Below are 22329 nucleotides of genomic sequence, written 5' to 3'. Positions count from 1 at the left end.
ACGATCGGAGACAAGGTGCCTCGGCGAACGCTCGACTCACTGGTGACGCAGGTCGCCGCCGAGTTGATGGGCGTCGACGCCACCACGATGGTGGCGGCGAGCGAGCGCGTGCTGTCGTGGCTGGTCGAGCATTTCGACGTCGATTTCAGCTATCTGCGCCACACCGACCGCGAACAGCGCGCGACCCTGCTCGTCGCGGAATGGCCGCACCGCAGCGATATCCCCGACCCCGATCCGCTGCGCGTCGTGCACTTCGAGAACGCCGATTCGGTGTTCCGCGAACTCGAGCACACCACCGAACCGGTGATCGTGCGGCCGGGCCGCAGCTACGCCGACTACCAGGAGACGATCCAGCGCTCCTCCGGCATCCCGCAGGTCGCGATGGCCTGCGTACCGCTGGTCTCGCGCGGCGAATCCACCGGCGTGCTCGGTTTCGTCAAACAGGGCGACCGGGACTGGAGCACCAGGGAGCTCAATGTGCTCCAGGCGATCGCCGCGCTGTTCGCCCAGGTGCAGGCCCGGGTGGTGGCCGAGGAGCGGTTGCGCTACATCGCCCTGCACGACGACCTGACCGGCCTGGCCAACCGCCGCGCGCTGCTCGAGCACATGGAGGAGCGATTACGCGCGGGCAGCCCCGGCCCGGTCGCGGCCTTCTTCCTGGATCTGGATCGGCTCAAGGCGCTCAACGATTTCCTGGGTCACACCGCGGGTGACAACTTCATCCGCACCCTCTCCTCGCGACTGCGCGAGAACCTCGACTCGCACGACATGATCGCCCGGCTGGGCGGCGACGAATTCGTCATCGTGCCCGCCAAACCCATGGACGCGGTCGCCGCGGAACTCGAGGCCACCCGGATCCAGCAGCTCATCGGCCGCCGCGTCGAGGTCGGCGGGGAGTCGGTGAGCCGAGGGGCCAGCGTGGGTGTCGCCGTCGGCATCCCCGGTGAGACCACCGTCGCCGATGTGCTGCGCCGCGCGGATCACGCGCTGCTGTCGGCGAAGTCGGGCGGCGGCAACGGCGTCGCGGTGTTCACCGACGCCATGCGCGCGCAGTTCGAACTACAGGACGATGTGGAGCTGAACCTGCGCGGCGCGGTGTCGGACGGGTCGCTGCTGTTGCATTACCAGCCCGAGGTGGACCTGCGCACCGGGCGGATCGTCGCGCTGGAGGCGCTGGTGCGGTGGATGCATCCCACCAGGGGCCTGCTGCCGCCCGGCGCGTTCGTCACGGTGGCCGAGGCCACCAACCTGGCGGGTGAGCTGGGGCGCTGGGTGATCCGTTCGGCCTGCGCGCAATTCGCCGAGTGGCGCAGGCGCGGACTGGCTTCCAACGTGGTGATGCGCATCAATGTCTCGCCGGTGCAGTTGGTGAGCCTGGATTTCGTGGAGCGCATCGAGGACATCCTGCGGCTGTTCGGCATCGACGGCAGTTCGGTGTGCCTGGAGATCACCGAGCACGTGGTGGTGCAGGATCTGGCGCGCACCCAGGTGACCTTGCGCGGGCTCAAGCGGATGGGCGTGCAGATCGCCATCGACGACTTCGGCACCGGCTACAGCTCGCTGTCGCACCTGAAGGCGCTGCCGGTGGACGCGGTGAAGATCGACCGCGGTTTCGTGCAGCGGCTCGGCGCGAGCACCGACGATCTGGCCATCGTGAAGTCCATCATCGGCCTGGCCGGGTCGTTCGGGCTGGGCGTGGTCGGCGAGGGCGTGGAGACCGCCGTGGCCGCCCGGACCTTGGTGGGTCTCGGCTGCTACCGGGCCCAGGGGTTCCTGATCGCGCGGCCCATGCCGTCGGACCAGGTGGAAGCGCATCTGGCGCTGGGACGGATCCCGCTGGATCTGGACCTGCCTCGGGTGACGCGCGGGGTCGCCAAGCACTAGGAGGGGCGGTAGCTTTTCGCCCACTGTTCACCACGTGTTGCACGGGAGGGTCCGTCGCGCTGCGACGATCGGCGGGTGCGCATCGTGCAGCTGGCGAACTTCTACGGTCCGCGGTCGGGTGGGCTGCGCACCGCACTGCATCACCTCGGCGCCGGGTACGTGGCGGCGGGACACGAGGTGGTGCTGATCGTGCCGGGGCCGCGGCGGGCCGAGGAGGTGCTGCCGGGCGGGGCGGTGCGGATCACGTTGCCCACGTTGGCGATTCCGTGGACCGGCGGCTACCGCGCCGCCGATCCGCGCCGCGTGGCCGATGTGCTGGCCGGGCTGCGGCCGGACGTGCTGGAGGTGTCGGACCGGCTCACGCTGCGCGGTTTCGGGCGCTGGGCGCGCCGCCGTGACGTGGCGAGCGTGATGATCTCGCACGAGCGGCTGGACCGGTTGCTCGGGCAGGTGCTGCCCGGCCCGCTGGCCCGCCGCGGCGCCGACCTCGCGAACCGGCGCACCGCCGACGAATACGACATCGTGGTCTGCACCACCGAATTCGCGCGCGCGGAGTTCGATCGCATCGGCGCGCCGAACGTGGAGTTGGTGCCGCTGGGGGTGGACCTCGATCTGTTCAGCCCGCGCCGGCGCGACCTGCGGTTGCGCGAGGAGCTGGCGGTGCCGGGGCAGCCGCTGCTGGTGCACTGCGGCAGGCTCTCGGTGGAGAAGCGCGTGGACCGCAGCATCGAGGCGGTCGCCGCGCTGCGCAAGGCGGGGGCGGGCGTGCGGCTGGTGATCGCGGGCGACGGGCCGCGCCGCGACGCGCTGGAACGTCGCGCCCGCACCTTGCCCCCGCTGCCGGGCGGCCAGCCGGCCGTGCACTTCACCGGATTCATCAGCGATCGCTCGATGGTCGCGAAACTGCTTGCCACCGCCGATGTCTCGCTGGCTCCCGGCCCGCACGAGACCTTCGGCTTGGCCGCGCTGGAAGCCCTCGCCGCGGGCACGCCCGTCGTCGCCAGCCGCTCGTCCGCTTTGGCCGACATCGTCACCGCCGACTGCGGTGCCGTCGCCGCCGACCACCCCGGCGCCTTCGCCCGCGCCGTCACCGACGTCCTCGCCCTGCCCGCCCCGGCCCGCCGCCACGCCGCCCGCTCCCGCGCCGAACAGTTCACCTGGCCCCGCGCGGTCGCGGGCATGCTCGCGGTGCTGGGTCGTTGACGGGCGAACCGGAACCGTGGGATCGCCTAGTCGTCGTCCGCACGCGACGCCAGGACGGCGTCGTAGAGCTCGCGGCGGGACACGTTGTGGGTGGCCGCGACGCGCGCGCAGGCGTCCTTGAGGCGCAACCCTTCGGCGGCGGTGAGGGATTCGACGGCTTCGACCAGGTCGGCGGGGTCGGCGGCGACGGGGACGGCGCCCTCCAGCACCACCGTGATCTCGCCGCGCGCGCCCTCGACGGCCCACGCGGCGAGCTCGGCGAGGGTGCCGCGCACGACTTCCTCGTAGGTCTTGGTGAGTTCCCGGCAGACGGCGGCGCGGCGGTCGGGGCCCAGCACGTCGACGGCGTCGGCGAGGCAGTCGGCCAACCGGTGCGGCGCCTCGAAGAACACGCACGCGCGCGGCTCGGTGCGCAGCGTGCCCAGCCACTGTTTGCGCGCGCCGGACTTGCGCGGCGGGAACCCGTCGAAACAGAAGCGCTCCACCGGGATTCCGGACAGCGCCAGCGCGGTGGTGACGGCCGACGGTCCGGGCAGGCAGGTCACCGGCAGGCCGCGTTCGACGCAGGCGGCCACCATCCGGTAGCCCGGATCGCTCACCGACGGCATGCCCGCGTCGGTCACCAGCAGCACGGTGCGGCCGGACTCGATGTCCTCGAGCAGGGCGGGGATGCGCGCGTTCTCCACGTGGTCGTAGAAGCTCACCACGCGCCCGCCGATCTCCACGCCCAGCGCCTTGGCCAGCGAGCGAGTGCGCCGGGTGTCCTCGGCCGCGACCACGTCGGCGGTGGTGAGCCCGTCGCGCAACCGCTGCGAGGCGTCGCCGATATCGCCCAGCGGCGTCGCCGCGAGCACCAACCGTCCCGCGTTCCCGTCCGCCACCACGCCTCCGCTTCGCACCTCTGGTTCACAGTTCCCGAGCCAGCCTATCGACACCGCCGGACCACCCGGCATGCCGAACCGTTCGCCTGGCCATTGCTCTCGCCGTAACCCGGACTAAGCGCGCTCGCGGCTGCCGGGTCGGGGTGAGTGCAGCGGCCCGGGCGAAGTGAGGATTCCCAGCACCCGCACCGCGCGCCTGTGATTCGCGCGGTGTCTCGGTCACCGATGCGCGGCCGGTGCGCACCGACCTAATACGATCGGGGCGTGACCCAGGTGACCTCCCGCGCGACCGTAACCGGGGCCGTGCCCACCTGGTCGAGCCCCGCCCCGCTGCGTCCCGCGCCCGATTTCGGGCCCAGCGACACCCTGCGCGGCTGGCTCGTCACCGGGTTCCTCACGTTGATCGCGGCGATCACCCGGTTCGTCAACCTGCACTATCCCACCGACGCGGGCACCCCGGTCTTCGACGAGAAGCACTACGCGCCGCACGCGTGGCAGATGCTCACCGGCGGCGGCGTCGAGGACAACCCCGGTTACGGCCTGATCGTGCACCCGCCGGTCGGCAAACAGATGATCGCCATCGGCGAATTCCTGTTCGGCTACACCGGTTTCGGCTGGCGGTTCGCCTCCGCGGTGGCGGGCACCGTGCTGGTGCTGCTGGTGATCAGGATCGTGCGGCGCATGGCCCGCTCCACGCTGGTCGGCGCGTTCGCGGGCATCCTGGTGATCGCCGACGGCATGCTGTTCGTCACCTCGCGCATGGCGATGCTCGACATCTTCATGGCGGTGTTCGTGGTCGCCGCGTTCGGCTGCCTGATCGTGGACCGCGACGAGGTGCGCGCCAGGATGGCCCGCGTCGACGCGGAGGGCCGCATCGGGCTCACCGCGTTCGGCCCGCGGCTGGGCGTGCGCTGGTGGCGGTTCGGCGCGGGCGTGCTGCTCGGCCTGGCCTGCGGCACCAAATGGTCGGGCCTGTACTACATCGCCGCGTTCGGCCTCATGAGCGTCTGCTTCGACCTCGCCGCCCGCCGCGCCTACGGCGTGCGCAGGCCGTGGTCGGGCACCGCGCTGCGCGATGTGGGCCCGGCGCTGTACGCGCTGGTGGTGATCCCGCTCGGGGTGTATCTGGCCAGTTACTGGGCCTGGTTCGCCAGCGAGACCGGCGTCTACCGCTACGCCGTCGGCAATCAGGTCGGCGAAGGCGGCCCGTGGTCGTTCTTCCCCGACGCGCTGCGCTCGCTGTGGTTCTACAGCGGTGAATCCCTGCGCTTCCATTCCGAACTCACCAACTCGGCGGGCAACCACCACCCCTGGGAATCCAAGCCGTGGACCTGGCCGATGGGCCTGCGCCCGATGCTGTACTACTTCGCCGACAACAACGTGGGCGGCTGCGGCGAGGCCCAATGCGTGAAGGCCGTCATGCTGGTCGGCACCCCGGCCATCTGGTGGGTGGCGCTGCCGGTGCTCGGCTGGATGCTGTGGCGCGCGGTGGTGCGCCGCGACTGGCGCTACGCGGCGGTGCTCACCGGGTACGGCGCGGGCCTGCTGCCCTGGTTCCTCACCTTGGACCGCCAGATGTACTTCTTCTACGCGGTGCCGCTGGCCCCGTTCCTGATGATGGGCATCGCGCTCGTCCTCGGCGACATCCTGGGGCCCGCGCGGCCGGTGCGCGTCGCGCGCAGTCCCAAGGGCACGTTCCTGCCCGCCCCACCCAGCGAACGCTACGGACTCGGCCTGCTGGCGGTCAGCCTCTACCTGGCGCTGGTGATCGTGAACTTCGCCTGGCTGTGGCCGATCCTGACCGGGCAGTCCATCACGCCCGGCTCCTGGCAGGACCACCTCTGGCTGCCGAGCTGGCGCTAGCCCGCCGTCTCCAGCGCCGAGCGCACGAAACCGAGTGCGGCGTCGTCGTCGAGGCCGAGGCGGCGGATGGTCGCCACGTACGCGATGGCGGCGCGCCCGGCCGCGTCCCGGGTGGGATCGCCGGAGGACGCGATGAACGAGCCTTGCCTGCCCCTGGTCTCGATCACGCCGTCGGCCTCCAGTTCGCGGTAGGCCCTGGCGACGGTGTTGGGCGCGAGACCCAGTTGGGCGGCCAGCGCGCGCACGGTCGGGATCTTCGTGCCCGCGGTCAAGCGGCCGGAGCGCACCCGGTCCACCACCGCCAGCCGGAGCTGCTCGTACGGGGGAACGGGCGAGTCGTGGTCGATCCTGACGGTGGTCAGCATGGTCGCCTCAGACGTCGTCGCGGGCCAAGGGGCAGGACAGGCAGCGCGGGCCACCGCGGCCCGAGCCCAGTTCCGAACCGGGGATCGGCAACACCTCGATGCCCGCGTCGGTGAGCCGCGCGTTGGTCATCTCGTTGCGCTCGTAGGCCACCACCACGCCGGGCGCCAGGGCCAGGGTGTTGTTGCCGTCGTCCCACTGTTCGCGTTCGGCGGTGACGCCGTCGAGTCCGGTGTCGATCACCCGGAGTTTGCCGATGCCCATGGCCTCGGCGGCCGCGGGCAGGAACGGGTCGGGCCCGCGCATGGTGACGCCGCCGTGCTCGTAGGCGGTGTAATCGTCGTCGCGGCGAATCGTGAAGGCGCGCAATTCGTCCCGCACGGCGGGGTACATGACCACGGCGTCGGTGTCGACCATGGTGCACACCGTATCGAGGTGCATGGTCGCGCGGGTCTGCGCGATCGGGAGCACCAGCACGGTGTGGGCCAGCCCGTCGTCGAAGAGGCTGCGCGCGAGCGCCTCCGCGCCGGCGGGGGAGGTGCGCTCGCCCACGCCCACCGCCACCACACCGGGCGCGAGCAGCAGCACGTCGCCGCCCTCGATGGGCGCGGTGTGCGATTCGTAGGCGCGGCGCACGCCCAGGAAGCGCGGGTGGAAGGCGTAGATGAGGTCGGTGAGCGAGGTCTCGCGCATCCGCGCGGGCAGCGCCAGCGAGGTGATGGCCACCCTCGGCCCGACCCAGAACGAGGAGTCCCTGGTGAACAGCAGGTTGGGCAGCGGGTCGATGACGAAGTCGGCGCCCTGGTGCATGCGCCGGACCAGCGAGGTGGTGTCGTGGCCGAACGGCAGCTCGTCGAAAGTCATACCCGCCATGAGGATTTCGGCCAGCTCCGGGGCGGGCACGCCGCGCAGGTAGGCGGCGAGCTCGTCGGCCAGCGGGTGGCCGAGCCGCCGGGCGTCGACGGCCTTGGAGATGCCCTGGATGCGGGCCGCGCCGCTCACCGCGACGGTCTCGGCGAGCAGGTCCGAGAGCAGCAGGACCTCCACGCCGCGCGCCCGCAGGAGATCGGCGAACAGGTCGTGCTCCTGCTGCGCGCGCTCGACCCACGGGATGCCGTCGAACAGCAGCTGATCGTTATTGCGCGGGGTGAGTCTGCGCAGCTCGGCGCCGGGCCGGTGCAGCAGCACCGTGCGCAGGGCGCCCACCTCGGAGGTCACTCCGTAGCGTGTCCCGCCGTTCACGGGCACAGCATCTGCTCCCATGCTCCGACCGTAGTTCGCCGCGGGCCCGGGAGCACGGAAATCGGCCACCGAATGGCGCGGGGTGTCCGGTTTCGCTCCGCCCCCAGAAAACCTCGACTATTGTTGAGGTGAATGGAGGAGCGTGATGTCGACAGCCGATTGGCGAGCCAAGGAACTGACCCCCGGACAGCTTTCCGAGCGTAGCGGAGTGGCGGTGTCCGCACTGCACTTCTACGAACGGGAGGGTCTGATCTCCAGCCGCCGCACCAGCGGCAATCAGCGCAGGTACACCAGGGAGACGCTGCGCCGGGTCGCGTTCATCCGCATCTCGCAGCGGGTCGGCATCCCGCTGAGCCAGATCCGCGACGCGCTGGACCGCCTGCCGGAGAGCCGCACGCCCACCCGTCGCGACTGGGAGACGGTGTCCACGCTGTGGCGCGAGGACCTCGACGATCGCATCAATCAGCTGACCCGCCTGCGCGACAACCTCACCGGCTGCATCGGCTGCGGCTGCCTCTCGCTGGGCACCTGCAAACTCGTCAACGAGCACGACCGGCTCGGTGAGGAAGGCCCCGGCGCGCACGTGCTCGACACGCATCTGAACTGCCCGACGAAGCCCGCCGCCTGCTGAGACGGGGCGGTTGCGGGGAGTCGACCGCGTCGGCTTAGGTTAGCCTATACTTCTGCGGGCAGAGCCTGGAAGTAGTCCGGGTATGGCCACCGATCCATCAGCGTGACCCGGTCGTCCGGGCCCGTCGGACGAAAGGGCACCCATGTCACCCCTGCCTGCCACGTCGAGATCGCCGCGGACGCGTCTCATGGCGCTGCTCGCCCTGCTCTTGGCGGCCGTGCTGGCCGTTGCCGGGTGCTCCGGCTCCGACGACACGTCCGCCACCGGCGACACCGCGTCGTCGGGCGCCTGGCCGCGCACCTTCACCAACGCCGACGGCACCACCACCGAGATCCCCGCTCAGCCGCAGCGGATCGTCTCCACCGGAGTCTCGGTCACCGGCACCCTGCTGGCGATCGACGCGCCCGTGGTGGCCAGCGCCGCCGCCACCGAGGGCAGGTTCTTCGACCAGTGGGCCGACGTGGCCGCCGAGCGCGGGGTCGAAAACCTGTGGTCGGTCGGCACTTTCGACGTCGAGGCCGTGTACGCCGCCGAGCCCGACCTGATCGTGGTGGTGACCTCGGGCCGCGACGCGCTGGTCGACCAGGTCGGCGAACTCGGGCGCATCGCGCCGACCATCGTGGTCGACTACGGCGGCCAGACCTGGCAGTCGCTCGCGCGCCAGCTCGGCACCGCCACCGGTCTGGAGGAGCGCGCCGAGCAGGTGATCGCGGACTTCGACGCGAATGTCGCGGAGGCGAAGGCGAAGATCACCGTGCCCGCGGGCAAGGCCAACATCATCTCCTACAACGGCCCCGGCCAGGACAACCCGATCGCCAGGGCGGGCGGCGCGCAGGCCGAACTGCTCACCGCGCTCGGCTTCACCGTGGAGGACCCGGACCCGAGCTGGCACACCCAGCCGCAGCCGCGCGCCGACTTCGTGTGGACCGCCTACGAGAACCTGACCAAGCTCACCGCCGAGACCACGTTCATCCTCAGCGCCGACAACGCCCGCGCCGCCGGGTTCCGCGATGATCCGGTGCTGGCGAATGTGCCGTCGGTCAAGGCGAACCAGGTGTACGGCCTGGGGCTCAACTCGTTCCGCATGGACTACTACAGCGCCATCGAGATCGTCGACGGCGTGGTCGAGAACTTCGGCAAGTGACGGGGTGGCCGCCCGCCCGGCGCGGGCGGCCGTTCCGGCGCACCGACCGCCCCATGTCCACCGTCGCCTATCCGACCCGCCGCCCGCACGCCCGTCAGCGCGCGTTGCGCCGCAACGGCCTGCTGGTGCTGCTCGCGCTGCTGGCCGTCTTCGTCGTGCTCGGCATCATCACCGGCACCACCTCGATCCCGCTCGCCGACACCTGGGACGCGATCGTCGCGTTCGATCCCGCCGACAGCGATCACCTGCTGGTGCGGCACCTGCGCATCCCGCGCACCCTGCTGGGCATCGTGGTCGGCTGCGCGCTCGGCGTGGCGGGCACGATCATGCAGGCGCTCACCCGCAACCCGCTCGCCGATCCCGGCATCCTCGGCGTCAACGCGGGCGCGACCGTCGCGATCGCGGCGGCGATCTCCTTCTTCGGCGTCACCACCGTGAGCGGGTACATGTGGTTCGGGCTGGCGGGCGCCGCGCTGGCCGGCGCGGCGGTCTACCTGCTCGGCGGCGTCGGCCGCGGCACCCACCCCGTGCGGGTGGTACTGGCCGGCGCGGCGCTCACCGTGGTGCTGCTCGCGCTCACCCAGGTGATCCTGGTCAACAGCGAGGAAGCCGTGTTCGACCGCTTCCGGCACTGGATGGTCGGCTCGCTCCAAGGGCGCGGCTACGACGTGCTGATCCCGGTCGTCACGCTGGTCGCCGCCGGCCTGCTCCTGGCGGCCGCGCTGGCCCGGCTGCTGGACGCGGCCGCGCTCGGCCACGACCTGAGCCGGGCGCTGGGCGCGCAACCGCTGCGGGTGTGGGCGCTGTCGGCGGTCGCGGTGATCGTGCTGGCCGGCGCGGCCACGGCCGCGGCGGGGCCCATCGGTTTCGTCGGACTCACCGCGCCGCACATCGCGCGCTTCGTCGCGGGCGCCGATCACCGCTGGGTGCTGCCGTACTCGATGCTGATCTCGGCGGTGCTGGTGGTCGCGGCCGACACGCTGGGCCGGGTGGTGGCGCCGCCCGGCGAGGTGGGCGTCGGCATCATGGTCGCGCTCATGGGCGGACCGTTCTTCGTCGCTCTGGTGCGCCGCCGTCGATTGGTGCAGCTGTGAGCGCGCCGGTGCGGACCACGGGACGGGTGTGGCGGGGGAGCAAGCACTCCGTCGTCATCCGGCCCCGAGTGCTCACCGTCACCGCGATTCTCGCCGCGCTCACGGTCGCGGGCGCGGTCTACGCGATGACGCTCGGCACGCTGCCGATCCCGGTCGCCGACATCCTGGCCACCCTCACCGGCGGCGACGGCGGCCGGTACGAGCGGATCATCCGCGACATCCGGCTGCCGCACGTGGTGACGGCCGTGTGCGCCGGGGCGGCGCTCGGCGTCTCGGGCGCGGTGTTCCAGTCGGTATCGCGCAACGCGCTCGGCTCGCCCGACGTCATCGGCTTCACCACGGGCGCCGCGACGGGCGCGATCGCGCAGATCGTCTTCTTCGGCGCGGGCCCGTTGCAGGTCGCGCTCGGTGCGATCCTGGGCGGCGTCGCGACCGCTGTCGTGGTGTACCTGCTGTCGGTGAAAGCCGGAGTTACCGGCGGATACCGGTTGGTGCTCACCGGTATCGGCGTCGGCGAGGTGCTGGCCGCGCTCAACGGTCTCATGCTCGTGAAGGGCGATCTGGACAACGCGATCGCGGCCGATATGTGGCTGGCCGGCTCTCTGGAGTCGCGCAAGTGGATGCACGCCGTGCCGGTGCTGATCGGCGTGCTGGTGATCGTCCCGCTGATCGCGGTGATCGCGCGGCATTCGACGCTGATGGAGATGGGCGACGACATCGCGGGCCAGCTCGGCGTGCCTGTCGAACGCGTCCGGCTGTCGCTGATCTTCGGCGCGGTCCTGCTGGCCGCGCTGGCCACCGGCGCGGCCGGGCCGATCGTCTTCATCGCCCTCGCCGCACCGCAACTGGTGCTGCGGCTCACCCGATCGACCACGCTGCCGGTCTTCAGCGCGGCGGCGATGGGCGCGTTCCTGCTGGTCACCGCCGACGTGATCACCCGGACCCTGCCGATCGGGGCGAGCGTGCCCATCGGCCGCATGACCGGCATCGTCGGCGGCCTTTATCTCATCTGGCTGCTCAGCCGGTCGAAACAGGTGTAGCGGAGGGATCACATGCCAGAGGCCGACACCACACCCCTGCGCGGGGTGGGACTGGACCTGTCCTACGACTCGCGGCGGGTGGCGAGCGATCTCAGCGTCGACATCCCGGCGGGGGCGATCACCGTCATCCTCGGGCCCAACGCCTGCGGCAAATCGACGCTGCTGCGGGCACTTTCGCGCCTGCTGGTCCCCGACGCCGGGCAGGTGATCCTGGACGGCAAGGACATCCACAAGTATTCGGCGAAGGAGGTGGCGCGCCGGCTCGGCCTGCTACCGCAGACCTCGGTCGCGCCGTTCGGCATCTGCGTCGCGGATCTCGTCGCACGCGGGCGGTTCCCGCACCAGCGGCTGCTGCGACAGTGGTCGCCCGAGGACGAGCGCGTGGTGGCGAAGGCGATGGCGGCGACGTCGATCACCGCGCTGGCCGACCGGCCCGTCGAGGAACTGTCCGGCGGGCAGCGGCAGCGGGTCTGGCTGGCCATGGTGCTCGCGCAGGACACGCCGGTGCTGCTGCTGGACGAACCCACGACCTACCTCGACATCGCCCACCAGCTCGACGTGCTGGAGCTGTGCCGCAGGCTCAACGCCGAGGACGGGCGCACCCTGGTGCTGGTGCTGCACGACCTCAACCAGGCCGCCCGCTACGCCGACCACCTCGTCGTCCTGCGCGAGGGCGCGGTCGTGGCCACCGGCGCGCCCGCCGAGGTGCTGACGCCGGATCTGCTCGAGGCCGTGTTCGGCTTGCAGGCGATGATCATCACCGATCCGGTTTCCGGTGCGCCCCTGGTGATTCCGATCGAGAGCGTGTCCGGGAGCAAGTCCATCGAGCGGGCGGGCTGACCCCCTACTTGGTCAGCGAATCCTGCAACTTGCTGAATTGCGCACTCGCCCTGCGGATCACGAACTCGTAGGGGAAGGCGAACTTGCGCGCCCACCAGTACCCGAACCGGATGTCGAACGAGCTGTAGATCAGGTAGTGGTTGCGCGTGACACCGCGCAGGATCGCCGCCGCCACCTTCTCCGGCGCGACCGCGTGCTTGGTGAACACCTTTGTGAACCGGCGCACCTTCGGATCGTCCTTGTCGACGCCGACCAGTTCGAAGCTGTGCACCAGCGGCGTGTTCACCGCGCCGGGCGCGACCAGGTGCACCGAGATGCCGTGGCGTTCCAGATCGAAGCGCAGCACATCGGACACCCCGCGGATGCCGTACTTGCCCGCGCTGTAGGCGGCGTGCCACGGCAGCGCCAGCAGCCCAGCCGCCGACGACACGTTCACCAGCGCGCCACCCCGCCCGGCCCGCACCATCTCCGGCACGAAGCTCTCGATCACGTGGATCGGGCCCATCAGGTTGATGTCGACCATCCGCTTCCAGTGCCGGTGCTCGAGGTTCTCCACCGTGCCCCAGGTCGACGTGCCCGCCACGTTCATCACGACGTCCAGGCTGCCGTGCGCGGCGTGCACGTCGACGGCGAACGCGGCCACCGCCTCGTAATCGGTGATGTCGAACGCGCGCCAGGCCGGCACCTGTCCGCCCGCCGCCTCGATATCGGCGACCGTGGCGGCCAGCCCCTCGGCGTTGATATCGGTGAGCACCAGCTCACCGCCCGCCTCGGCCACCGCCAGCGCCGTCGCCCGCCCTATCCCGCTGGCCGCCCCCGTCACCAGCACTTTCGCGCCCCGGAAGTCACGGCGGCCGATCCGCCGCCGCCCCACACCTAGCACCACGGCATCCCCATCTCACTAGCCCGATACGGCACCCGCAGGGTACTGCGCGCCGCACGGCGCGCGCCGGGAGACACCGATTATCTGTGCGGGTTCCTACCTCAGCGTTCGGTGGGCGCGGCGCGCAGCTGGGCCAGGAACTCCGTCATCGCCGCCCACATCGCCGCGTTCAGTTCCGTGTGCTGCCCGGTGCCGGTGACCACGCGGTGATCGACGCCGTTCGCCGCGAACCGGGCCACGAGGGCGCCGCGCAGCGGCGACGGCACGGCTCGGGCCGAGTTGTCGAATCTCCCCGCCGAGCGAGCGGTTCACCCGCTGTTCGTGTGTCGCCCGTGCATGAGTACCGCACCGCCGGGGATGATCGGGATATGACCTCTCTCGAAAGCAAGGCCAATGTCCTGCTCGCGCTGCACCGTCCGGGCGACCCGGTGGTCCTGCCCACCGTGTGGGACGCGTGGTCGGCGAATCTCGCTGTGGCGGCCGGATTCTCGGCGCTCACCCTGGGCTCGCACCCCGTCGCCGATTCGGTGGGGCGCGCCGACGGCGAGGGGATGACCTTCACCGAACTGCTCACCCGGGTCCGCCAGATCACCGGCGCCGTCGACGTGCCCGTCTCGGTCGACATCGAATCCGGCTACGGGCTCGGCCCGGCCCAGCTCGTCGAGGGCCTGCTCGAGGTGGGCGCGGTGGGGCTCAATATCGAGGACACCGTGCACGGCGAGGGCAAGCGCCTGCGCGGCGCGGAGGAGCACGCCGAACTGGTGCACGGCTTGCGCGAGTACGCCGACGCCGCGGGCGTGCACCTGGTGGTCAACGCGCGCACCGACTTGTTCCTGCGCCAGGACGGCGACGAGTCCGACCGGGTCGACCGCGTGATCGCCCGGCTGAAGCTGGCCGCCGACGCGGGCGCCGACGTGCTCTACCCGGTCGGCAGGCACGCGGCCGACGTGCAGCGCAGGCTCACCGCCGAACTCCCGCTGCCCGTCAACGCGATCGGCCTGCCGGACAAGTCCGACAAGGCCGAACTCGCCGCGCAGGGCGTCGCCCGCATCAGCTTCGGCCCGTTCCTCCAGGCCGCCCTCGCCGAGGAGGCGAACCGCCTGCTCGCGCGCTGGATCTGAGCGGGCGACGGGGCGAGGCTCACCGCCGCAACGCCCGGTACCGCCGCAGCAACGCGGTGATCCGGGCGTAGTCGCGCGCCCCGTTCAGCTCCGTCAGCAGATCGTCGGGGCACAGCTCGTACAGCTCACCCCGGTAGCGGCGATTCTTGTTGTCCCAGATGCGATATCCGCCGGGAACACCGCGCGCCACGTATCTGCGTCCAGCGATTACGCGTCCTTCTTGTCCAGGTAGCGCGGGTACACGGGCTCCGGTGCGGGCAGCGGGGTGCCGGGCGTGAGTGGGGTGGCGATGTCGGCGAAGGTGCGGCCCTCCTGCGCGAGCAGGTCCAGGATCTTCGCCGACGACGCGGGCAGCACCGGCTGCACCAGTAGCGCGACGATACGCACCACCTCCAGCGTCACGTACAGCACGGTCGCCATCCGGGCCAGGTCCGCCTCGGTGCCCGATTTGCGCAGCGCCCACGGCGCCTGGGCGGAGAAGTACTTGTTCGTCTCGCCCAGCGTCAGCCAGATCGCCTCGAGCGCCAAATGCATCTGCTGCGCGTCGAATTCGGCGCGGCAGCGCTCCAGCAGGCCGTGCGCGCGGTCCAGCAGTGCGCGGTCCTCGTCGGTGAACTCACCGGGCGTGGGCACGGCCGCGCCGCAGTTCTTGTTCACCATGGTCAGACTGCGCTGCACCAGGTTGCCGAACTCGTTGGCCAGATCGCTGTTGATGCGGGAGACGATCGCCTCGTGGCTGTAGCTGCCGTCCTGGCCGTAGGAGATCTCGCGCAGCAGGAAGAAGCGCACCGCGTCGACGCCGTACTCGTTCACGAGCTCGAGCGGGTCGACCACGTTGCCGACCGACTTCGACATCTTCTCGCCCTTGTTGTACAGGAACCCGTGCACGAACACGCGTTTCGGCAGTTCGACGCCGGCCGACATCAGGAACGCCGGCCAGTACACGGTGTGGAATCGGGTGATGTCCTTGCCGATGATGTGCACGTCGGCGGGCCAGAACTTGGTGAACGCCGCCGAATCCGTCTGGGGGAAGCCGACTCCGGTGAGGTAGTTGGTGAGCGCGTCCACCCACACGTACATGACGTGGTCGGGATGGTCGGGCACCGGCACGCCCCAGTCGAACGTGGTGCGCGAGATGGACAGATCCTTCAGCCCGGCCTTCACGTAGCTGACGATCTCGTTGCGGCGCGTGGCGGGCGCGATGAACTCGGGGTGCTCCTCGTAGAGCGCGAGCAGGCGGTCCTGGTACTTCGAGAGCCGGAAGAAGAAGTTGGACTCCTCGGTCCACTCGACGGGCGTGTTCGTCTCGGTGGAGACGCGAGTGCCGTCGTCGAGCAGGGTGGTCTCCTCCTCGGTGTAGAACGCCTCGTCGCGCACCGAGTACCAGCCGGAGTAGTTGTCCAGGTAGATGTCGCCCGCGGCGAGCATCCGCTCCCAGATCGCGATGCTGGCGCGCTTGTGATCCTCGTCGGTGGTGCGGATGAAGCGGTCGTAGGAGATGTCGAGGGTCTTGTCGAGCTGCTCGAACACGTCGGAGTTGCGCCGCGCCAGCTCCTGGACCGGAACGCCCTCCGCCGCCGCGGCCTGCTGCATCTTCTGGCCGTGCTCGTCGGTACCCGTCATGAAGAAGACGTCGTACCCGTCGAGCCGTTTGAACCGGGCCAGGGCGTCGGCCGAGATGTACTCGTAGGCGTGCCCGATATGCGGCGCACCGTTCGGGTACGCGATGGCCGTGGTGATGTAGAAGGCTGGTGCCTCGGCACCAGAGGATGCTGTGCGTCCGGCTGCAGTCATGGTGGCTCTACTGTAGTGCGCGTGCATTCCGTCGCCCACGTGAATATCCGTGTCTGTGTCTCCGGCCCCGGCGCGCCGGTCCGGCTCGCGGGTGAGTGCCGATGAGCGCCAAGCGTTCCGCGCCCGAATTGCCCGAACCGCTGACCCCGCTGGTGGACGCGCACACCCACCTGGACGCGTGCGGTGCGACCGACGCGGCGTCGACCGCGGTGATCGTCGACCGCGCCGAATCGGTGGGTGTGGGCCGCGTGGTGACGGTGGCCGACGACCTGGCCGCCGCCCGGTGGGCCGTCGAGGCCGCGCACTGGGACCCGCGCGTGTACGCGGCCGTGGCGCTGCATCCCACCCGTGCCAACGCGCTCGACGACGCGGCCAAGGCCGAGTTGGAAACCCTGGCGGGCGATCCCCGCGTGGTCGCGGTGGGCGAGACTGGGCTCGACTACTACTGGCCCGGCAAGCTGGACGGCTGCGCCGATATCGAGACCCAGGTCGAGGGCTTCCGCTGGCATATCGACCTGGCCAAGCGGGTGCGCAAACCGCTCATGATCCACAACCGCGAGGCCGACCACGACCTGCTCACGGTGCTGCTGGACGAGGGCGCGCCGCCGACCGTGATCTTCCACTGCTTCTCCTCCGACACGAACATGGCGCTGTCCTGCGTCGCGGAGGGGTATGTGCTCAGCTTCTCCGGCACGGTGAGTTTCAAGAACGCCCACGAGCTGCGCGAGGCCGCCAAGGTGGTGCCCGACGAGCAGATTCTGGTGGAGACCGACGCCCCCTACCTGACCCCGCATCCGTTCCGGGGCGCGCCCAACGAGCCGTACTGCCTGCCGTACACGGTGCGGGCGCTGGCCGAGTTGCGCGGGCAGGATCCGCGGGAGTTGGCGGAGATCACGACCGCCAATGCGCGGCGGGTGTATCGGTTCTGAGCGAGGGGCGGGGAGTGGTTTCTGAGTGAGGTTCGCGGGGAGCGCTGAACTGCTCGGTGAGGTGCGTGGAGCGCTCGTGCGCGGTGCTGGCGCGGGGTGCTCGTGCGGCGGCGCTCGCGCGGTAGTGCTCGTGCGCGGTGCTCGCGCGGAGTAGTGAACGCGGGCGCCCGCGCGACGCGTACCCCGGCGTGTCGCGGGCAAACGCGGAATGTGTTTCAGGTCACTTCCGGTCTCGGAGGCCGTGATCTACCTGCGGCGTCGATATCAATTCGTGATCACCGCTGGTACCGGTCACGGCGGCGCGGTTGTCCAGCGCTGACCGCTTCGTTATCGTACTGTGACCATGTCCCCCTTAACGAGGATCAACCAGTCCCGCTCGCCGCTGTTGTACGCGGCGATCGCGGCGCTGCTGCTGACGCTGATCGTCGGCGCCTCGATGGCGATCGTGAACCGCAAGACGGTCACGGTCGTCGTGGACGGCGAGCGCTCGATCCTGACCACCATGTCCCGTGATGTCGACGGGGTGCTGCGTGCGGCCGGATACGACGTGACCGATCGCGACCTGGTCCGCCCCGGGCGCGGCTCGTCGGTGACCGACGGCGCGACGATCGTGCTGAACCGGGCGCGCGAGGTGGCGCTCACCCTGGACGGCAAGGTCGAGCAGGTGTGGACCACCGGCCTGACCGCGGGCGAGGCCCTCGACGAGCTGAACCTCTCCGCCGAGATGTTCGTCTCTCCGGCCCGCGACGAGCCGCTGCCGCTGGACGGCGCGAAGCTGCACGTGGCCAGCCCGCGCGCGGTGACGCTGGTCGACGGCGCCGGTCAGGCGGTCGACCTGCGGCTGGCCGCGCCGACCGTCGGCGACCTCCTGGCCGTGGCCGGGGTGCCGCTGATCGAGCAGGACACCGTCGAGCCCGCCGCGAGCACCCCGCTGACCGACGGCCAGCACATCGTGGTGACGCGCAAGCGCGTCGAACAGCGCACCGAGACGCTGCCGTTCGACCCGCCGGAGAACGTCATCGAGGACCCCACGCTGAACATGAGTCGCACCATCGTCGAGAATCCCGGCGCGCCGGGCGTGCACGACGTGACCTTCGCGGTGACCCTGGTCAACGGCCAGGAGGTGGAGCGCACGCAGGTGAGCGCCAGCGTGCAGGTCCCCGCGCAGCCGAAGACGGTGCGCAAGGGCGCCAAGCCCGGCACCGAGGTCCCGCCCGTACGCGACGGCCACATCTGGGACGCCCTGGCCCGCTGCGAGTCCAACGGCAACTGGTCCATCAACACCGGCAACGGCTACTACGGCGGCGTGCAGTTCGACCAGAACACCTGGGCCCGCCAGGGCGGCCTCAAATACGCCCCCCGCGCCGACCTGGCCACCCGCGAAGAACAAATCGCCATCGCCGAAGTCACCCGCGCCCGCCAAGGCTGGGGCGCCTGGCCCTCCTGCACCAGCCGCCTCGGGCTGAGCTGAACTCTCCAAGACGAACACCGCGGCGCCGCACGGGAATCCGTGCGGCGCCGCAGTGCGTTCGGCCTCACTCCGATAGGCGTACCGTCCCTGTCGGAGTGAACCGCGTGCACTGGGCGGTGGAGTGATACGGCACGCTGGCGGCCCCACGGCGTTCGGGAGGGACGTGGTGGACCAGCGGTCCGGACGGTGTGTCGTCGGCCAGCCAATTGTTCACAGTGCGGCGAGGAATCAGCAGGTGATGGGACACGTCCGTAGGCGTGAACAAGGCATCGCGAAACACATCGATCACACCGCCACCTCCTTGCCTCCCCATCAAGTATCGCCAGAGGCGCCGGTGTCCGTGTCGTGTCGGCGCACCCGCGCGGTGTCCCGGCGTAGTTCGCCGGGTTGATAGGTTCTAGCGGTGTCCGATGCTGAGGAATCCGCTCGTGGGAGTGCTGCGCTGTTGGGGCCCGCTGAGGTGCGGGTGTTGGCGGAGCGGTTCGGGGTGCGGCCGACGAAGCAGCTCGGGCAGAACTTCGTGCACGACGCGAATACGGTGCGGCGGATCGTGAGTGCGGCGGGGGTGGGGCGCGACGATGTGGTGCTCGAGGTGGGGCCGGGACTGGGGTCGCTGACGCTGGCGCTGCTCGATGTGGTGGACTCGGTGGTCGCCGTCGAGATCGATCCCGTTCTGGCGCGGCATCTTCCGGCCACGGTCGCGGATCGCGCGCCGGAGCTGGCGGACCGCCTGCGGGTTGTGGAAGCTGACGCGCTGCGGGTGAGCGCCGCCGACCTGCCCGCCGAGCCGACCGCGCTGGTGGCGAACCTGCCGTACAACGTGGCGGTCCCCGTGCTGCTGCACCTGCTGGCCGAGCTGCCGAGCCTGCGCACCGCGCTGGTCATGGTGCAGGCCGAGGTCGCCGACCGGCTGGCCGCCGAACCGGGCAGCCGCACCTACGGCGTGCCGAGCGTGAAAGCCGGGTTCTTCGGGACCGTGCGCCGCGCGGGCGCGGTGGGGACCCAAGTGTTCTGGCCGGTGCCGCGCGTCGAATCCGGTCTGGTCCGCGTCGAGCGCTTCGCCGAACCGCCGTGGCCGATCGACGCCGAGCATCGCCGCCGCGTCTTCGAGGTCGTCGACGCCGCGTTCGCCCAGCGCCGCAAGACCTTGCGCGCCGCGCTGGCCGGCTGGGCCGGTTCCCCCGCCGAAGCCGAACGCCGCCTCACCGCGGCGGGCATCGCGCCCACCGCCCGCGGCGAAACCCTCGATACGGCCGCCTTCGTCCGCCTGGCCGAACAGGGCTAGCACCGGGGGCACGGTCCGGCAGCCCATGTCGTATCGGACCATGCCGAACGAGCCCGTCGAGCCCGCGCTGTTCTCGGAGCAGTGGTTGCCGAAAGTCGTGGCGCGGCTCAACGACTACGAGGTCGAGGTGGTCGAGCTCGGCGGAGAGTTCGTGTGGCACATGCACGACGACACTGTCGAGGTGTTCTTCGTGATCGCGGGGGAGTTGACCATCCAACTGCGCGACGGCGACCTGCGCCTGGGCCGGGACAGTTGTTCGTGGTGCCGAAAAGGCGTGGAGCACTGCCCGATCGCCGAGGGCGAGGTGCAAATAATGCTCATCGAGCCCGCCGGCGTGGTGAACACCGGCGACGCGGGCGACCCGCTCACGGCGACTCGCCCGCCTGAATCCAGGGCCGATGCGCTGATCGCGATTCGCTCAGCGGTGCCCGTCGCCGTGCTCGTGCGCCCCGTCGGGCGCGAATTCCGTTGTGGAAGCGGCGGGAACGGTGAACTCGGCACGGTGCACCGAACCGCCGTGGGCGAATTCGAGGAAGACGCGATACTCGCCGGATGCCGGGGCGCCCACGGAGAAGGCCACGTCCGGGCCCGCGAGCGTGCTCCCGACCTCGCCCGTCGGATGCGCGTGCATGTAGGCGAGGGTCTCCTCCTCCAGCCCGACCAGGTGCGCGTACGCGCCGAGGTACGGCTCGAGATCGGTGACCGGACGGCCGTCGCGAGTGATGGTGAAGCGCAGCTCGTCCGCCTTGTGCGTGGCGAGCGCGCCCGCGAGCCGCACTTCGTAACCGTCCACCGTCGCGACGTCGGCGGGCGGTGGCAGCGGCCGCGACGGCGCGGGCCCCTCGACGGTGAACTCGCGGCTCAGCACCACACCGTCGAACGCGAGCGCCTTATCGGCCGGCGCGAAATCCGCGAACACGCGATAGACCCCCGGGCTCGCCCAGGTCCAGTCGACAGTCCACGTCCCGTCGGCCGCCATCTGCGGATGCGCATGCCGGAACTCGGCCGTGTCGGACCGCGCCACGATGAGATGCAGCGGCTTCTCGTGCCGGATCTCGAAATCGGTGCAGGGCGCCCCGTCCACCCCGGTGATGCGGAAGCTGAGGGTGCCCGCGCGGCCTGGCACGTCGGGCGCGCTGATCTCGGACATCCGGAAGGCGGATGCCTCCTCCGACAACCCGGTCGGCCAGTAGCTCGCGTCGAAGGCGACTGCGCCGCGCTCCGGCTCACCGACCAGGGCTCCGATCCCCAGTGCGGCGCCCAGGAGCGCGGCGAGTCCCACGCCGACCGCGGCGAACCGCAGCCGGTTCCGCATCAGACGGCGACCTCGTAGCCGGCCTCGTCGACCGCGGCATTGATGTCGGCGTCGGCCAGCGGGCCGGTGCTGTCCACGCGGACCAGTCCGGTCGCCAGGTCGACGTCGACCGAGGTGACGCCGTCGATCTTGCCGATCTCGCTCTTGACCGAGCTGACGCAGTGACCGCAGGTCATGCCCTTGACGGTGTAGGTGGTGGTGGCCATGTCCGACTCCTTCGCTCGCTGACATCATACGGTCCAGGGGTATCCCCGACGACAGCGAAAATACCCTATAGGGGTATCTGTCGGCAAGGTGCGCCCGTGACGCGGCTGACCGGCGGGTGAACGGCCGTCGTCGAGCCCGGCGTTTGTCGCACCCACGCATTAGGCTTGAACCTCGTGTTGTCAGTAGTGCCGAGCCCCGTCACCGTGCGCGCGCCGTCCAAGGTGAACCTCCACCTGGGGGTCGGTGACCTGCGCCCCGACGGTTACCACGATCTGACCACGGTGTTCCAGGCCCTCTCGCTCGGCGACGATCTCGAACTCGCGCCCGCGGCCGCGCTCACCGTCCGGGTGACGGGTGAGGGCGCGAGCGAGGTGCCGACCGACCGCGCCAACCTGGTGTGGAAGGCCGCCGTGCGGTTGGCGCACCTGGCCGGGCGCGCCCCGCTGGTGGAAATCACCATCGCCAAGGGCATCCCGGTCGCGGGCGGGATGGCGGGCGGCAGCGCCGACGCCGCGGCCGCGCTGGTCGGCCTCAACGAACTGTGGGACATCGGGCTGAGCCGCGACGAATTGTCCTCCGTCGCCGCCGAACTCGGCAGCGATGTGCCCTTCGCCCTGCACGGCGGCACCGCACTCGGCACCGGGCGCGGTGAACGACTGCTCCCGGTGTTGTCCCGCAACACTTTTCACTGGGTGCTCGCGCTGGCCAAGGGCGGGCTGTCCACGCCGTCGGTGTTCGCCGAACTGGACCGTCTGCGCGAACAGGGCGACCCGCCGCGCCTCGGCGAACCCCAGCAGCTCATGCAGGCCCTGGCCTCCGGCGACCCGCACCAGCTCGCCCCGCTGCTCGGCAACGATCTGCAAGCCGCCGCCGTCTCCCTGCGCCCCGAACTGCGCCGCACCTTGCGCGGCGGCGTCACCGCGGGCGCCCTGGCCGGACTGGTCTCCGGCTCCGGCCCCACCTGCGCGTTCCTCTGCGAATCCGAGGAGGCCGCCGTCTCGGTGGCGGCGGAACTCGCGGGCGCGGGTGTGGCGCGCGGCATCCGCACCGCCAACGGCCCCGTTCCCGGCGCCCGCGTCATCGATCCGGACCCTCACAAGCGCTGACCCAGGTTCGGTGCACGTCCCCGGTCGAGCGTG

The 22329-nt window shown here is 70.8% G+C and carries 22 protein-coding genes and 1 pseudogene; 14 read left to right on the top strand and 9 right to left on the bottom strand.

Annotated elements, in window-relative coordinates; genetic code table 11:
• Nucleotides 1-15 precede the first annotated feature (15 nt).
• Nucleotides 16-1884, top strand: coding sequence for a putative bifunctional diguanylate cyclase/phosphodiesterase (locus tag DFR74_RS12805; protein ID WP_267898904.1), 1869 nt, complete (start codon nt 16-18; stop codon nt 1882-1884).
• A 75-nt stretch (nt 1885-1959) separates the two neighbouring features.
• Nucleotides 1960-3087: a glycosyltransferase gene (locus tag DFR74_RS12800; protein ID WP_067513488.1), complete on the top strand. Its 1128-nt coding sequence runs from the start codon at nt 1960-1962 to the stop codon at nt 3085-3087.
• Between the two features lie 26 nt (nt 3088-3113).
• Here the strand turns inward: DFR74_RS12800 and rsmI are convergent, their stop codons facing one another.
• Complete coding sequence (gene rsmI, locus DFR74_RS12795) at nt 3114-3968, bottom strand: 16S rRNA (cytidine(1402)-2'-O)-methyltransferase (RefSeq protein ID WP_067513541.1); 855 nt, start codon at nt 3966-3968, stop codon at nt 3114-3116.
• Between the two features lie 264 nt (nt 3969-4232).
• On the opposite strand from rsmI, the gene DFR74_RS12790 reads away from it, so the two are divergent.
• Nucleotides 4233-5831 carry a dolichyl-phosphate-mannose--protein mannosyltransferase gene (locus DFR74_RS12790; RefSeq protein ID WP_067513490.1) on the top strand — a complete coding sequence of 533 codons (1599 nt, stop codon included), beginning with the start codon at nt 4233-4235 and terminating at the stop codon, nt 5829-5831.
• Here DFR74_RS12790 and DFR74_RS12785 read toward each other — a convergent pair.
• Entirely contained in the window at nt 5828-6196 is a 369-nt protein-coding gene (locus DFR74_RS12785; protein WP_067513492.1) for a GntR family transcriptional regulator, read from the bottom strand. The two genes, DFR74_RS12790 and DFR74_RS12785, sit on opposite strands and share 4 nt — an antisense overlap.
• 7 nt (nt 6197-6203) lie before the next feature.
• Nucleotides 6204-7457, bottom strand: coding sequence for an arginine deiminase (gene arcA, locus DFR74_RS12780; RefSeq protein WP_067513494.1), 1254 nt, complete (start codon nt 7455-7457; stop codon nt 6204-6206).
• A 124-nt stretch (nt 7458-7581) separates the two neighbouring features.
• Here arcA and soxR point away from each other — a divergent pair, with 124 nt between their 5' ends.
• From soxR to DFR74_RS12755, 5 genes are all read left to right on the top strand, one after another.
• Nucleotides 7582-8067, top strand: coding sequence for a redox-sensitive transcriptional activator SoxR (soxR, locus tag DFR74_RS12775; RefSeq protein WP_067513495.1), 486 nt, complete (start codon nt 7582-7584; stop codon nt 8065-8067).
• Nucleotides 8068-8254: 187 nt separating this feature from the next.
• Nucleotides 8255-9211: a Fe2+-enterobactin ABC transporter substrate-binding protein gene (fepB, locus tag DFR74_RS12770; RefSeq protein WP_113975084.1), complete on the top strand. Its 957-nt coding sequence runs from the start codon at nt 8255-8257 to the stop codon at nt 9209-9211.
• A gap of 53 nt (nt 9212-9264) precedes the next feature.
• The gene (locus tag DFR74_RS12765) at nt 9265-10305 is read left to right on the top strand and encodes a FecCD family ABC transporter permease (RefSeq protein ID WP_084538105.1); all 1041 of its coding nucleotides are present in this window, start codon (nt 9265-9267) and stop codon (nt 10303-10305) included.
• A complete protein-coding gene (locus DFR74_RS12760; protein ID WP_067513497.1) occupies nt 10302-11345 on the top strand; it encodes a FecCD family ABC transporter permease in 1044 nt (347 codons plus the stop codon). The genes DFR74_RS12765 and DFR74_RS12760 overlap by 4 nt, the downstream gene beginning before the upstream one ends.
• A gap of 12 nt (nt 11346-11357) precedes the next feature.
• Nucleotides 11358-12185, top strand: coding sequence for an ABC transporter ATP-binding protein (locus tag DFR74_RS12755; RefSeq protein ID WP_067513498.1), 828 nt, complete (start codon nt 11358-11360; stop codon nt 12183-12185).
• 4 nt (nt 12186-12189) lie between these two features.
• Here the strand turns inward: DFR74_RS12755 and DFR74_RS12750 are convergent, their stop codons facing one another.
• Both DFR74_RS12750 and DFR74_RS12745 read right to left on the bottom strand, forming a co-directional pair.
• Complete coding sequence (locus tag DFR74_RS12750) at nt 12190-13044, bottom strand: SDR family oxidoreductase (RefSeq protein WP_067513544.1); 855 nt, start codon at nt 13042-13044, stop codon at nt 12190-12192.
• Between the two features lie 125 nt (nt 13045-13169).
• A complete protein-coding gene (locus DFR74_RS12745; protein WP_195124725.1) occupies nt 13170-13334 on the bottom strand; it encodes a hypothetical protein in 165 nt (54 codons plus the stop codon).
• A gap of 102 nt (nt 13335-13436) precedes the next feature.
• Between DFR74_RS12745 and DFR74_RS12740 the strand changes: the two genes are divergently transcribed.
• Complete coding sequence (locus DFR74_RS12740; RefSeq protein WP_067513499.1) at nt 13437-14189, top strand: isocitrate lyase/PEP mutase family protein; 753 nt, start codon at nt 13437-13439, stop codon at nt 14187-14189.
• Between the two features lie 19 nt (nt 14190-14208).
• Here the strand turns inward: DFR74_RS12740 and DFR74_RS12735 are convergent, their stop codons facing one another.
• The gene (locus tag DFR74_RS12735; RefSeq protein WP_113975083.1) at nt 14209-14379 is read right to left on the bottom strand and encodes a hypothetical protein; all 171 of its coding nucleotides are present in this window, start codon (nt 14377-14379) and stop codon (nt 14209-14211) included.
• 17 nt (nt 14380-14396) lie between these two features.
• Complete coding sequence (metG, locus tag DFR74_RS12730) at nt 14397-15983, bottom strand: methionine--tRNA ligase (protein WP_067513501.1); 1587 nt, start codon at nt 15981-15983, stop codon at nt 14397-14399.
• Nucleotides 15984-16084: 101 nt separating this feature from the next.
• Here metG and DFR74_RS12725 point away from each other — a divergent pair, with 101 nt between their 5' ends.
• From DFR74_RS12725 to DFR74_RS37620, 4 genes and pseudogenes are all read left to right on the top strand, one after another.
• On the top strand, nt 16085-16912 hold the full coding sequence (locus DFR74_RS12725) for a TatD family hydrolase (RefSeq protein ID WP_067513503.1): 828 nt from the start codon (nt 16085-16087) through the stop codon (nt 16910-16912).
• A 343-nt stretch (nt 16913-17255) separates the two neighbouring features.
• A complete protein-coding gene (locus DFR74_RS12720) occupies nt 17256-18383 on the top strand; it encodes a resuscitation-promoting factor (RefSeq protein ID WP_067513505.1) in 1128 nt (375 codons plus the stop codon).
• Between the two features lie 403 nt (nt 18384-18786).
• Complete coding sequence (gene rsmA / locus DFR74_RS12715) at nt 18787-19668, top strand: 16S rRNA (adenine(1518)-N(6)/adenine(1519)-N(6))-dimethyltransferase RsmA (RefSeq protein ID WP_067513506.1); 882 nt, start codon at nt 18787-18789, stop codon at nt 19666-19668.
• Nucleotides 19669-19693: 25 nt separating this feature from the next.
• Nucleotides 19694-19972, top strand: a pseudogene (locus DFR74_RS37620) (cupin domain-containing protein); the annotation flags it as partial.
• Between the two features lie 114 nt (nt 19973-20086).
• Here the strand turns inward: DFR74_RS37620 and DFR74_RS12705 are convergent.
• Nucleotides 20087-20983: a hypothetical protein gene (locus DFR74_RS12705; protein ID WP_067513508.1), complete on the bottom strand. Its 897-nt coding sequence runs from the start codon at nt 20981-20983 to the stop codon at nt 20087-20089.
• Nucleotides 20983-21189, bottom strand: a complete 207-nt coding sequence (locus DFR74_RS12700; protein ID WP_067513510.1) for a heavy-metal-associated domain-containing protein — start codon at nt 21187-21189, stop codon at nt 20983-20985. The genes DFR74_RS12705 and DFR74_RS12700 overlap by 1 nt, the downstream gene beginning before the upstream one ends.
• A 174-nt stretch (nt 21190-21363) precedes the next feature.
• Here DFR74_RS12700 and DFR74_RS12695 point away from each other — a divergent pair, with 174 nt between their 5' ends.
• Nucleotides 21364-22296: a 4-(cytidine 5'-diphospho)-2-C-methyl-D-erythritol kinase gene (locus DFR74_RS12695; RefSeq protein ID WP_067513547.1), complete on the top strand. Its 933-nt coding sequence runs from the start codon at nt 21364-21366 to the stop codon at nt 22294-22296.
• Nucleotides 22297-22329: the final 33 nt, after the last annotated feature.

It is taken from the genome of Nocardia puris (genome assembly GCF_003315035.1).
Taxonomy (GTDB): domain Bacteria; phylum Actinomycetota; class Actinomycetes; order Mycobacteriales; family Mycobacteriaceae; genus Nocardia; species Nocardia puris.
Note: the sequence above shows the minus strand (reverse complement) of the source record. Positions and strands in the feature narration are given on the sequence as shown.